This is a genomic window from Vibrio bathopelagicus (genome assembly GCF_014879975.1).
GTDB lineage: Bacteria > Pseudomonadota > Gammaproteobacteria > Enterobacterales > Vibrionaceae > Vibrio > Vibrio bathopelagicus.
Genome location: NZ_CP062500.1, coordinates 505583 through 518095, shown reverse-complemented (window position 1 = coordinate 518095; position 12513 = coordinate 505583). Strand labels below are relative to the sequence as shown.

10 protein-coding genes and 1 other RNA gene are annotated in these 12513 nt (G+C 46.5%); all 11 read right to left on the bottom strand.

All coding sequences use genetic code 11. The features are described 5' to 3' along the window. Window positions 1–4: 4 nt before the first annotated feature. The 11 genes from murG to rsmI all read right to left on the bottom strand — a co-directional run bounded on the left by murG (window position 5) and on the right by rsmI (window position 12499). Window positions 5–1066 carry an undecaprenyldiphospho-muramoylpentapeptide beta-N-acetylglucosaminyltransferase gene (gene murG, locus IHV80_RS02395; protein WP_192889952.1) on the bottom strand — a complete coding sequence of 354 codons (1062 nt, stop codon included), beginning with the start codon at window positions 1064–1066 and terminating at the stop codon, window positions 5–7. A gap of 12 nt (window positions 1067–1078) precedes the next feature. Then, entirely contained in the window at window positions 1079–2275 is a 1197-nt protein-coding gene (gene ftsW, locus IHV80_RS02390) for a cell division protein FtsW (RefSeq protein WP_192889951.1), read from the bottom strand. Between the two features lie 22 nt (window positions 2276–2297). Continuing rightward, entirely contained in the window at window positions 2298–3614 is a 1317-nt protein-coding gene (gene murD, locus IHV80_RS02385; protein WP_192889950.1) for a UDP-N-acetylmuramoyl-L-alanine--D-glutamate ligase, read from the bottom strand. Between the two features lie 58 nt (window positions 3615–3672). After that, window positions 3673–4755 (bottom strand): phospho-N-acetylmuramoyl-pentapeptide-transferase, encoded by a 1083-nt coding sequence (gene mraY / locus IHV80_RS02380; protein ID WP_192889949.1) that lies wholly within the window; start codon window positions 4753–4755, stop codon window positions 3673–3675. After that, complete coding sequence (locus IHV80_RS02375) at window positions 4752–6131, bottom strand: UDP-N-acetylmuramoyl-tripeptide--D-alanyl-D-alanine ligase (protein WP_192889948.1); 1380 nt, start codon at window positions 6129–6131, stop codon at window positions 4752–4754. The genes mraY and IHV80_RS02375 overlap by 4 nt, the downstream gene beginning before the upstream one ends. Further along, on the bottom strand, window positions 6131–7615 hold the full coding sequence (gene murE, locus IHV80_RS02370; RefSeq protein WP_192889947.1) for a UDP-N-acetylmuramoyl-L-alanyl-D-glutamate--2,6-diaminopimelate ligase: 1485 nt from the start codon (window positions 7613–7615) through the stop codon (window positions 6131–6133). Before murE ends, IHV80_RS02375 begins: the two co-directional genes overlap by 1 nt. An 18-nt stretch (window positions 7616–7633) precedes the next feature. Next, a complete protein-coding gene (locus IHV80_RS02365) occupies window positions 7634–9391 on the bottom strand; it encodes a penicillin-binding transpeptidase domain-containing protein (RefSeq protein WP_192889946.1) in 1758 nt (585 codons plus the stop codon). Beyond that, window positions 9388–9705, bottom strand: a complete 318-nt coding sequence (gene ftsL / locus IHV80_RS02360; protein WP_192889945.1) for a cell division protein FtsL — start codon at window positions 9703–9705, stop codon at window positions 9388–9390. Before ftsL ends, IHV80_RS02365 begins: the two co-directional genes overlap by 4 nt. 3 nt (window positions 9706–9708) lie before the next feature. Further along, the gene (gene rsmH, locus IHV80_RS02355; RefSeq protein ID WP_017084764.1) at window positions 9709–10659 is read right to left on the bottom strand and encodes a 16S rRNA (cytosine(1402)-N(4))-methyltransferase RsmH; all 951 of its coding nucleotides are present in this window, start codon (window positions 10657–10659) and stop codon (window positions 9709–9711) included. A gap of 228 nt (window positions 10660–10887) precedes the next feature. Continuing rightward, an RNA gene (gene rnpB / locus IHV80_RS02350) (RNase P RNA component class A) lies at window positions 10888–11327 on the bottom strand. Between the two features lie 305 nt (window positions 11328–11632). Then, window positions 11633–12499, bottom strand: a complete 867-nt coding sequence (gene rsmI, locus IHV80_RS02345) for a 16S rRNA (cytidine(1402)-2'-O)-methyltransferase (RefSeq protein WP_017106823.1) — start codon at window positions 12497–12499, stop codon at window positions 11633–11635. Window positions 12500–12513 lie beyond the last annotated feature (14 nt).

Sequence of the window (12513 nt, the reverse complement as noted above, 5' to 3'; positions counted from 1 at the left end):
CTCATTATTTTGCTAAAGCTTTAATCGCTTTAGCGACGGTCACATCCGCATCAAGCTTGGCTGCCTGACGAGCTTTTGTTGCCATCATTTTTAATTCATTTCTATCAAGCTGAGCGATAGTATTCGCTAGCTTATCAGCCGTCAGTTGAGGCTGTTCAATCATTAACGCTGCGCCACATTCAACGAGGTGATCGGCATTCAGCGCTTGCTGTCTGTCTTTGTGCATAAACGGAACGAAAATAGAACCCACGCCGGCTGCAGACACTTCCGATACGGTTAATGCACCTGAGCGACACACTAATAGATCTGCCCACTCATAAGCTTGCGCCACATCATCAATAAATTCAGTCACTTGAACATTATCTACAGAATGTGATTTGTATTGTTCAATCACTTGCTGTTGATTGTTCTTACCGGCTTGATGCACCACTGTAAAACCTTCACCAAGCTGGGCCATGGTAACTGGCAAGGTATCGTTCAAGATCTTAGCGCCCTGACTGCCACCCATCACGAGGATACGAACATCACCGTCACGCCCTGCCATGCGTTGCTCGGGTTCAGCTAAGGCAACAACATCTTCACGTACAGGGTTACCCACAACATCAGCCGTTGGAAAAGCACCGGGGAAAGCTTGGAACACTTTTTTAGCAATTTTAGATAGCCATTGGTTGGTTAAACCAGCCACTGCATTTTGTTCATGCAGAACCACAGGAATACCGGATAACCATGCCGCGATACCTCCGGGACCACTCACGTACCCCCCCATTCCAAGCACCACATCTGGTTGCCATGCTTTGATGTGCTGTCTTGCTTGAAGTATGGCATTAATAATCTGGAATGGCGCTTTAATTAGCTTGCTAATGCCTTGACCACGCAGGCCTTTCACCTTAATGAAGTCGATCTCAATACCATGTTTTGGCACCAGATCCGCTTCCATTCTGTCCGCAGTTCCTAACCAGCGAATTTCCCAACCTTGTTGCTGAAGCTTTTTAGCCACCGCTAAGCCAGGGAAAACGTGACCGCCAGTACCACCAGCCATCACTAAAAGTTTTTTGTTTTTTTTCATCACGTTAGATTCTTATTCTGCTAATTCGTTTTGATTGTCGGCTTGTTCTTTTTGTTGTATTCGGCATTCGTGATCGATACGTAGCAGCATAGAAACCGCCACCGACATCACGATCAAACTTGACCCGCCGTAACTGATTAATGGCAATGTTAGGCCTTTGGTTGGAACGATACCCGACGCCGCGCCTACGTTAACAAGCGTCTGGAATGCAAACCAAATTCCAATACCAAAAGCAAGGTAGCCACTGAATAACTGGTCGTTTTCGAAGGCTTTTTTACCAATTAGAATCGCTTTAAGCACCAAACTAAAAATAAGGATCAGCACTAAAGTCACGCCAACAAAGCCCAACTCTTCAGCCAATACAGCAAACACAAAATCGGTATGTGCTTCTGGTAAATATTCTAACTTCTGAACCGAGTTACCAAGACCTTGTCCCATCCAATCACCACGACCAAATGCCATCAGTGATTGAGTTAACTGGTAGCCACTGCCAAACGGATCATTCCAAGGTTCCCAGAATGAGGTCACACGTCGAACACGGTAGGGTTCTATAACAATCAAGCCGACGACCGCGGCAATACCCGCCACCATTAAGGCAATAAATTGTGAAAGCTTGGCACCCGCGATAAATAGCATGCCAAATAAGGTAACCAGCATTACAACAACGGTACCTAAATCGGGTTGGCCAAGGAGTAATACCGCAAAGGCACCAAACACCATAATTGGCTTACCAAAGCCACCGAAGAAGGTTTTCCTCACTTCGTCTTGCTTACGAACTAAGTAGCCCGCCATAAAGATAAAAAGTGATAATTTAGCGACTTCGGCAGGCTGTAAGTTAAACAGCCCAAGCGGAATCCAGCGTGATGCGCCGTTAACCGACTTACCGACAGCTAATACCACAACCAGCAAAAAGAAGGATAAACCCAGTAGATACATGCTGTATTGAAACCAACGCTTCATTGGGATTTGAAGTATTACGCTAGATACACATAACGCTAATACCAAGAAAATGGCGTGACGGAACATAAAGTGAAACGGCTGATCGGTTAAACGAGCACTGATTGGGAACGAAGCCGACGTTACCATTACCAAACCGGTCAGCATCAGTCCAAGAGCAATCCATACCAATTGACGATCGTAGAGCGCCTCTGGTGTGGCACGATTAAGCCATTGCCAAATAGATTGATTGATCTCTTTCACTCTTTGCACTGAATGTTAGTCCTTCAACACGTTAGGCATATTCATGGGCAAGTTCAGTGAACGCATCACCTCTCGCCATGAAGTTATTAAATTGATCGAAGCTTGCACACGCAGGAGACAGCATCACCATGTCACCCGACACCAATTGTGCAGAGATACGCTCGATGATGTCACGCATGGTATCAAATGTCTTAGCCGATGGATGTAATGGCATAAACTGTGCTGCATCTTCCCCAAAGCAACACAGTTGAACACGATCTAGTTGCGCCAACACAGGTTTAAGCTCGCTAAAGTCGGCACCTTTACCCACACCACCAACCAAAAGATACAGAGTACCTTGGTACTCTAAGCCCGACAGAGCAGCCAATGTACTGGCTACGTTGGTCGCTTTCGAATCATTAACCCATTTGATTTCACGTTTGTCAGCCACTACTTGGCAACGATGCGTCAAACCATTGTAGGCTTTCAGAGCTTCAAGGCTTTTGCCGTAATCAATGCCAACTTGCTTCAGTAGTGCTAAAGAGACTAAAGCATTCGCCACATTATGACGTCCAACCAATGTCAAATCTTGGGTAGTAAGTACAGGCTTACCGTTGTCCACCAGCCATTCAGTACCATCAATTGTCGCCACACCAAACTCTTGGTCGTCGAGCCCAAATGTTACTAATGGCATGTTGTTGTCTGGGTACGTCTCTTTGTCGTCGCGGTTTACAATTGCATACTGAGCATTGCTAAAGATTCTTAGCTTGGCGTCACGGTAATCTGCCATGCCTTGGTAGCGATCCATATGATCTTCTGACAGGTTCAAAAAGGCCGCTGCTGCAAGATTTAGACTGGACGTTGTCTCTAGCTGAAAGCTTGAAAGCTCAAGGACATACAAGTCAGCACCAAGCTCAAGAAGGTCTAGGGCAGGAATACCGATGTTGCCACCAACGCCAACGTTAAGACCGGCAGCCTTAGCAAGCACACCCGTTAGATCGGTCACGGTACTCTTACCATTGGAACCTGTTATTGCCACGACGGGTTTGTCTACCGCCCAGCCAAACAGTTCAATATCGCCAACAACCGGAGTTCCCGCTTGAATAACATCTTGTATTTCAGGGGTCGCTAAGGCGATACCCGGGTTAGCAACAACTAAATCAGCTTCCGCTAACCATTGGCTATTCCAACTTCCAGAATGCAGATCTACCGATTCAGGCAAAGACTCTCGGCCTGGTGGTAGTTCTCGTGTATCAATCACCTTCACATGAGTGTGAGGTTGATATTTTACGAGATGTTTAACGACAGAGAGCCCGGTAATACCGAGCCCCACAACCACTACATTTTGAATATTGTGCCAACGTTCCATTTAAACAAGATGCTCTTAATAGTTTTAAAGAGCCTCTCATCAAGAGGCTCACATAGGATTAACGAACTTTCAGTGTCGCTAGGCCAACCAGTACTAATACCATTGAGATGATCCAAAAGCGCACGATTACGCGCGGCTCTGGCCAACCTTTCAGTTCATAGTGGTGATGAATCGGTGCCATGCGGAAAATACGCTGACCACGCAGTTTGTAAGAGCCGACTTGAAGAATAACTGACAAGGTCTCCATTACAAACACACCGCCCATGATAACCAGTACCAACTCTTGGCGAACTAACACAGCAATCACACCCAATGCACCACCAAGCGCTAGTGAGCCAACATCGCCCATGAATACTTGCGCTGGGTAGGTGTTAAACCATAGGAAACCAAGACCCGCGCCCACGATAGCGGTACATACCACAACCAGCTCAGAGGTGTATGGGATGTATGGAATGTGGAGGTATGCCGCGAAGTTAACGTTACCTGTTGCCCATGCAATCACAGCAAAACCAGCCGCCACCATAACCGTTGGCATAATGGCCAAGCCGTCTAGGCCGTCCGTTAGGTTTACCGCATTACTGGTACCCACAATAACAAAATAAGTCAGTACGATGTACAACAAACCCAGCTGTGGCATTACATCTTTAAAGAAAGGAACAACCAATTGAGTTGCCGCAGTATCGTGTCCGTGAGCATACAGAGCAAATGCCACCACAAGTGCAATCGCCGATTGCCAGAAGTACTTCCAGCGAGCGATCAGACCATCTGTGTTCTTACGAACCACTTTACGGTAGTCATCAACAAAACCAACGGCGCCGTAGCCAGCAAGCACTGCCAATACCGCCCAAACGTAAGGGTTGGAAAGATCAGCCCACATTAATACCGTAATAATGATCGCAGCAAGGATCATCACGCCGCCCATGGTTGGCGTACCACGTTTACTGAAGTGAGACTCTGGGCCGTCATTACGAACAACTTGGCCAATTTGTAGCATTTGCAGACGCTCAATTAAACGAGGTCCCATCCACAGCGACAGACATAAAGCCGTCAAAATACTCGCGATTGCTCGAAACGATAGGTATTCGAACAAACGGAAAAAAGAAAAGTATGGCTGTAGTAGCTCTGCAAGCCAAATTATCATGAAAAGTTCTCCTTTAAAGCAGCGGCTATTTTACTCATTCCTGCACTGTTTGCGCCTTTCACCAACAAGGTGTGTGACACGTTATTCGGCAAGCATAAGTGCTGCTCTATGTGTGCGATCATCGCTTGATGCGTTACAAAGTGGGTACCATTACAGACCTCACTAATCACCTTGGTATCATCACCGTAAGTGAGTACATGCTCAAAAGCGAATGGGGCAGCATATTCACCGACTTGACGGTGAAGTGCAAGACTTTCGTCGCCTAATTCAGCCATATTGCCTAAAATCAACCAACGTTGACCTTTAAAGCTCGACAGCAGTTTAGCTGCCGCCTTCATTGCAGGCACGCTAGCGTTATAACTGTCATCTATCAGCTTGATATTCTGACTTAATTGTTGAACCTCAACTCGTCCTTTGACCGAGATAAGATTCGCTAAACCACTTGTTATTTCATCAAGCGTTGCACCAAATTGAATGCTCAACGCTGCAGCTGCCAACGCGTTCGCCACGTTATGCTGACCAATAATACCAAGTTCAACAGCCGTAGCACCTAGTGGCGTTTGCATATCAAAGAAAGCTTCGCCTTGGTCGTTGATTTCAATATTTTCAGCAAAGTAATCGGCTTCATGGTTACTTTCAGAAAATGTCAGTACCGTTTTATCCGCGAGTACTTCATTCCAAAAGTCACCACCGTTGCTCTCTAAATTAACAATAGCAGTATCATCGGCAGCAAGCCCCTGAAAGATTTCACCTTTCGCTTGTTTAACGCCATCGATAGAACCAAAGCCTTCTAAATGAGCCGCGGCCACATTATTCACTAAAGCAACCTGTGGTTTGACTAGCTGCGTGGTGTAGGCGATTTCACCAATATGGTTGGCGCCTAATTCGATCACCGCATAGTCATCGCTTGGTTCACTGCGTAGCAAAGTCAAAGGCACACCAATATCATTATTGAAGTTACCTGCCGTAAACAGCACCTTGCCTCGCTGCTGTAGAATACTTGCCACCATCTCTTTGACGGTCGTTTTGCCACAGCTGCCTGTAATCGCCATGGTTGGAACATTACATTGCTTATGGATCCAAGCACTTAGCTGACCTAAAGCAAGTTTAGTGTCTTCAACAACAACTTGAGTAATATTTAGGTCAAGTTTTCGTTCGACTAACAACGCGCTCGCGTTTGCTGCAACTGCTTGATGGCAAAAATCATGCGCATCGAAACGATCACCGACGATAGCAACAAACAGCGCGCCGTCTTCGACTGTACGCGTGTCGGTAGAAACGGCGTTGATCACTGTATTGTGACTACTCGTTTCTGAAGACTCAATCAACTCGCCATTAACAGCAAAACAAATCTGCTCGAGTGATACATCAATCATTATGAAATACCTAAAAGTTGTAGCGCAGACTCTCGGTCTGAATAATGTACCGTTTTGTCTTTCAATACTTGGTAATCCTCATGGCCTTTACCAGCCAAAAGAATAATGTCATTGCTGCCAGCCTGCTCTAGAGCAAACTTAAGGGCTTGATAGCGATCGTGCTCGACAAATGCAGATTCAGGTTTACTTAAGCCAGCCAGCATATCTTTAACAATCAACGCAGGATCTTCACTACGAGGGTTGTCATCTGAAATAATGCTTTTATCTGCGAACTGCTCTGCGGTTGCCGCCATCATTGGGCGCTTACCGGTGTCGCGGTCACCACCGCAGCCGAAGATTGCCCACAGTTGTCCAGAGCAATGCACGCGTAGTGCTGCCAATGCTTTCTCTAGCGCATCGGGCGTATGAGCGTAATCGACAACCACTTTTGCCTTGTTCGGAGTTTGGAAAAGCTCCATACGGCCAATAACAGGCTGAAGCTGAGACGCGGTATCGACCAAGGTTTGCTTGTCGATACCCAACGAAAGCAAAGTCGCAAAAGCAACCAGTACATTTGATGCGTTGAACTGACCAATCAGTGGAACAGAAAACTTCCCTTGTCCCCAGCTACCATCGAAAGACAACTGAATACCGGTTTCTGCATAAGCGACATCAGATGCCCATAGCGATTGTTGATAGCCCGTTAGCGGTGACAGTGAAACGGCTATTGCATTGGATAAATCTGACATCCAAGCTTTACCCACTTCGTCATCCACATTAATGACTGCGTGCTTGCATTTGTGTTGAGTAAACAGGCTCTTCTTAGCCAATGCGTACTCTTCCATCGTACCGTGATAATCAAGATGATCACGGCTCAGGTTAGTAAATACACCAACCTCAAAATCCAACGCTTTTACTCGGCCTTGAACCAAACCATGAGAAGAGATTTCCATTGCGGTATAAACCGCTTTTTCTGCAGCCAACTCACTCAATGTGTGCTGTATTTCAATAGCACTCCCCGTGGTGTTAGCAGCAGTTTTTAGATTATCTAAGAAACCATTACCAGTAGTGCCCATTACCGCTGAACGCTGGCCGACGAGATCAAGCCATTGAGCAATCAACTGGGTGATGGTGGTTTTACCATTGGTGCCCGTGACACCAATCAATTTGGTCGCTTGAGAAGAATAAACACGGCCAGCTAATTCAGAGAGTATTGAGTTTAAGTCTGAAATATAAACCACAGGAACCGAGTTTAGCCATTCAACCAAGCCATGAACTTTGTCATCGCCAGCTTGTGCAATGACGGCTTTCGCGCCTTGAGCGACCGCTTTGTCGATAAACCGACGACCATCGACAGCATGTCCGATTACGGCAACAAAAACATCACCATCCTTGATGGCTCGGCTATCTAACTCCAATTGCTCAATAGCAATCGACTCCAACTCAGGAGAACCAAAGTCTCCCCAAGGAGAAAGTAAAGATGACAGCGTGAGGCTATTACTCATATTGAATCCTGATTAGCTCTATTCTTGAAACTTGTTTTCATCAGCAGGGACATTGAGTATTTGCAGTGCACCCTTCATGATTTCAGAAAAAACGGGGGCTGCGACTGAACCGCCATAGTAAAGGTCACCTTGAGGCTCATTGACCACAACAACCAGCGCCACCCTTGGGTCACTAACGGGAGCAAAGCCTGCGGTCACTGCGATGTATTCATCACTGTAGCCGCCCGCTTCAGCCTTACGAGAGGTACCCGTTTTTGCTGCAACTCGATAACCAGGCACTGCGGCTCTTGTTGCCGTACCGCCTTTTTGAGTAACCCCTTCTAGCATATTCAAAACCAGTTCAGCGTTCTCTCGCTTGATGATTTGCTTAGAAAAATCTTGGTCGTTACTCTTAATAATATGAATCGGTTCATACATGCCTTTGTTGGCTAGCGTTGCATAAGCATGAGCCAACTGCATCGGCGTAACCGACAAACCATAACCGAACGCTAAGGTCGCAATTTCAAACTTTGACCAACGACGGCGATTCGGGAAAATACCGCTCGTTTCACCAACCAAGTTGAGCCCAGACATCTCGCCTAGACCAACTGAACTGTACATACCAAGCAAAGCTTCAAGTGGCATATTAAGTGCCAATTTAGCTACGCCGATGTTACTCGACTTCTTGAGGATAAGCGCTAAGTCAGCCTTACCGACTTTAGAAGAGTCTCGTACGCGACTGCCACCGATCTGCATAATGCCATTGCCCGTATCAATAACGATATCAGGGTCTGCAGTACCGTTCTCTAGCGCCGCTAAAACCACAAAAGGTTTCACGGTAGAACCTGGTTCCATTGCATCTGTCAGAACGCGGTTACGCATCTTAAAGCTTTGTAAATCAGCACGATTATTCGGATTATAAGAAGGGGCATTAACCATGGCTAACACGGCACCCGTTTTTACATCGAGTAATACAGCAGAGCCTGAAGTCGCCTTATGATCCGCCACGGCCTGCTTAATCGCTCGATAAGCTATCGCCTGAAGTCGTTGATCGATCGTTAGCTCTAGTGGTTTGCCTTCTTCACGCTCTTCTAAGGCAATATTTTCAACAACGCGCCCGTAACGATCTTTACGAATAGTCCGCTTACCCGCCTCGCCCGTGAGCCATTTGTCATAGCTGCGTTCAACGCCTTCCAAACCGTGCCCGTCAATGCCGGTTACACCGATAAGGTGTGCACTGACTTCGCCTGCAGGGTAGTAACGTCGAGATTCCGCTTTCAGGCCAACACCCACCAACTTAAGCTCGCGAATATACTTAGCCATCGCGGGGCTAACTTGTCTTTGTAGATAGATAAATCGGCGGGATTTGTTGCTAGAGATCTTATCGATCATTGATTGTCGCTGTAGGCCAAGTACATCGGCTAACGCATACCAACGATCAATTTGAGCCATGCCGTTTTTATCGAAAATAGTTTTCGGATCGGCCCATACCGCTTCCACTGGAACACTTACAGCAAGCGGTTCGCCATTGCGGTCTGAGATAATACCGCGGGCGGAAGGAATTGCCTTAACACGTACCGAGCGAAGGTCGCCCTGACGAATTAAGTTATCTGGTTCAATGATTTGAATGTAAGCCACGCGGCCTACGAGTGCAGCAAAAGCAAGAAACACGAAAGCAATCACGACGTTGAAACGCCATTTAATAAGAATTGGATCCGAATCCTTTTCGCTCTTCACTCGCTCTTTCGTTGATTTATTAACGGTTTTCGCGGGTGCTTTTTCCTTTTTACCGGTCATTTCAATGTGATCACTACTTCTTTGTCAGAATCTGGACGTTTCATGTCTAGCTCTCGTTTTGCTGCTGCTTGAACGCGGCTATGTTCAGCTAGAGCCGTCTCTTCAAGCATTAAATTTCGCCACTCATCATCAAGCTGTTCTCGCTCCACTAATGCCGTGTCTTTTTGCGTAATAGCCTGACGTGACATATGCGTCGTAAGAACGACCCCCATCGCACTCGCGAAGATACAGATAAGAAGCACCAGTGGGACTTTGCCCACTGAGATCAAATCAAAAAATATTATCTTGGCTAAGTTTGGTTTGGAGGTCTTCATTGACTATAGCTTTTCTGCGATTCGTAGAACTGAGCTGCGCGAACGAGTATTCTCATCCACTTCATCTTTAGAAGGCTTGATCGCTTTACCTATTGGTTTTAGATCGGCACTGCCTAAAGCTTTAATTTGATCTTCTGTTAGCGGTAAACCGTGAGGAACTTGCGGCCCTTGGCTCTCTTTACGGATAAAGCGCTTCACCATACGGTCTTCAAGAGAGTGGAAGCTGATAACAGAGATACGACCTTGAGGAGCAAGAATGCTTGCAGCGCCTTTCAGTGCGGTATCGATCTCTTCAAGTTCACTGTTGATATAGATACGAAACGCTTGGAATGCACGTGTCGCTGGGTGCTTTTTCTCTTTAAAGCTCTTTGGAGCAACATCTGAGATAAGCTTAGCCAGTTGGCCAGTACGCGTTAACGGTTCGTTCTCTTCGTTCTCTTGATAAGCAATGATGCCTTTCGCGATACGGCGAGCGTGTTTGTCTTCACCAAACTCACGAATAACCCAAGTGATATCATCAAGATCCGCTTCAACTAACCACTGAGAAACAGGAATACCCGTGGTTGGATCCATACGCATGTCCAACGGGCCATCTTTCATGAAGCTAAAGCCACGTTCAGCATCATCCAGCTGCGGTGAAGAAACACCTAAATCCAGTAAAACGCCATCCACTTGACCGACTAAGTCATAACGCTCTGCATATTCAGCCATACCCGAAAATGGGCCATGAATAATTGTAAAACGGGGATCATCAATCTTCTGAGCTTCAGCAATCGCTTGTGGATCGCGGTCGATACTAAAGAGTCGTCCATTCTCGCCCAGTTTAGACAGGATTGTACGGCTGTGACCACCACGGCCAAAAGTACCATCGATGTAGGTACCGTCAGGTTTGATCGCAAGTCCGTCAATAGATTCGTTAAGCAATACTGAAATATGTTTGAATGCTTCTGTCATAGTCTTCTCAGTGAGTGGATTGAGCCGTTAGTTAGGCAATAATTTGTTCTATTAACGTTTTAGTGTACTGATTTCGAGCTGTATCTCCACCATATTGTGTATAGGCTTTGGGAATTTTTGACCCAAGCTCATATCAGGATGAAGGATTCTAAGGAAATCTAAATAATTTACGTCAATATAAAGCAAAAAACCCATCACTACCGTTAAGTAATGATGGGTTCTTTATATAGGTGGAGTTGACACATACGCCGGGTTCTGTTCCGCTTGCGCGGCGGTAACCATTCGTCTAGGCCTGCAATCGCTCACAGGCTCAAGCAATCTACCCGCCCCCATACGCGAGCAGCGCAATGCGAGGGCCTATTTGATCTTGCTCCGGGTGGAGTTTACCTTGCTACGAACTGTTGCCAGCCGCACGGTGCGCTCTTACCGCACCCTTTCAGCCTTACCTGTGCCTCTTCCGAAGAAATGAGGCCATCGGCGGTCTTCTCTCTGCTGCACTTGTCGTGGGCTCGCGCCCCCCAGACGTTATCTGGCACCCTGCTCTATGGAGCCCGGACGTTCCTCCCCTCTACCAGTCTCCCGAAGGACTTCAACGTCAGTTTCCCTAAGGACCTCAACGTCAGTCTCCCGAAGGACATCAGCAAAGCAGCGATTACCCGTTCAACTCCGAGGGCGGATTGTATAGAGATTAGTGTGCAGTGTCTAGCGAGATCACAAATATGCTGCAAACCGATTGTTAAGTGTTCAGAAATTAAGCAAAAGCAGCTAAAGAGCAGATACGCCTAGCGAGATAAGAGATTCGAAAAGAATTAAAAGCGGATGCGAGTAACGAGATGAGGGATTCGAAAAAAAATTAAAAGCGGATGAGAGTTGCGAAAACATTTAAGAGCGAGCGGCAGATTAGCAATACAGATAAAAGAGAACAGCTTAGTTACTCATTTATCTGTATCTGAACTAAATCACTAAAGAAGTATTAGTTGTCTAGGTGTTCTAGACCCCACTTATAGAGTGCATTCTTCTTAAGGTTGTAGATCTCTGCCGTCATTGCTGCTGCTTTTTTAAGGGGCAGCTCTTTGGTTAGAATACCCAGCGTGCGGGTAGCTTCGTCTGGTAGCTCTGTGGACGCCTCTTCACGGTGACCATGAATCAGCAGCACCATCTCGCCGCGCTTACGGTTCGAATCTTCTTCAATCCACTCAATAAGCTCACCGAGTGGTAACCCTTGAATGGTTTCGAATGTTTTAGTCAGCTCACGCGCCAACACAACCTCACGGTCTGGGCCTAAGATCTCTAGCATGTCTTGTAGAGAATCAGTAATACGGTGCGGAGATTCGTAGAAGATACACGTGCGTTCTGCTTTTGCGATCTCTAAGAACTTGTCTTTACGACCTTTACTCTTTGGCGGTAAGAAGCCTTCAAAGCTGAAACGATCAGACGGCAAACCAGACGCACTGAGTGCGGTAATCACAGCACAAGCACCAGGAAGTGGCACAACTCTCACACCCGCTTGACGACATTGTGATACAAGATGGTAACCTGGGTCACTGATTAAAGGAGTACCCGCATCAGAGACTAATGCGATAGACTGACCTTCTAATAACCTTTCGACTAGAACTTGCGCTTTAGTTTGTTCATTATGATCATGTAAAGCGAACGTTCTGGTGGATATATTGAAGTGAGCAAGCAGCTTACCCGTGTGGCGTGTGTCTTCGGCTGCAATAACATCGACACTTGATAAAATTTCAATTGCTCTTTGAGTGATATCTCCCAAATTTCCGATTGGGGTTGGCACAATATAGAGAGTTGGGCTCTCTGTGAGCAAGGTTTTGTTATCTGTCATTTGTTTACCATCAC

Coding starts and splice junctions, on each gene's coding strand:
- murG (WP_192889952.1), bottom strand. CDS start 1,066: ATGAAAAAAAACAAAAAACTTTTAGTGATGGCTGGTGGTACTGGCGGT.
- murD (WP_192889950.1), bottom strand. CDS start 3,614: ATGGAACGTTGGCACAATATTCAAAATGTAGTGGTTGTGGGGCTCGGT.
- mraY (WP_192889949.1), bottom strand. CDS start 4,755: ATGATAATTTGGCTTGCAGAGCTACTACAGCCATACTTTTCTTTTTTC.
- IHV80_RS02375 (WP_192889948.1), bottom strand. CDS start 6,131: ATGATTGATGTATCACTCGAGCAGATTTGTTTTGCTGTTAATGGCGAG.
- murE (WP_192889947.1), bottom strand. CDS start 7,615: ATGAGTAATAGCCTCACGCTGTCATCTTTACTTTCTCCTTGGGGAGAC.
- IHV80_RS02365 (WP_192889946.1), bottom strand. CDS start 9,391: ATGACCGGTAAAAAGGAAAAAGCACCCGCGAAAACCGTTAATAAATCA.
- ftsL (WP_192889945.1), bottom strand. CDS start 9,705: ATGAAGACCTCCAAACCAAACTTAGCCAAGATAATATTTTTTGATTTG.
- rsmH (WP_017084764.1), bottom strand. CDS start 10,659: ATGACAGAAGCATTCAAACATATTTCAGTATTGCTTAACGAATCTATT.
- rsmI (WP_017106823.1), bottom strand. CDS start 12,499: ATGACAGATAACAAAACCTTGCTCACAGAGAGCCCAACTCTCTATATT.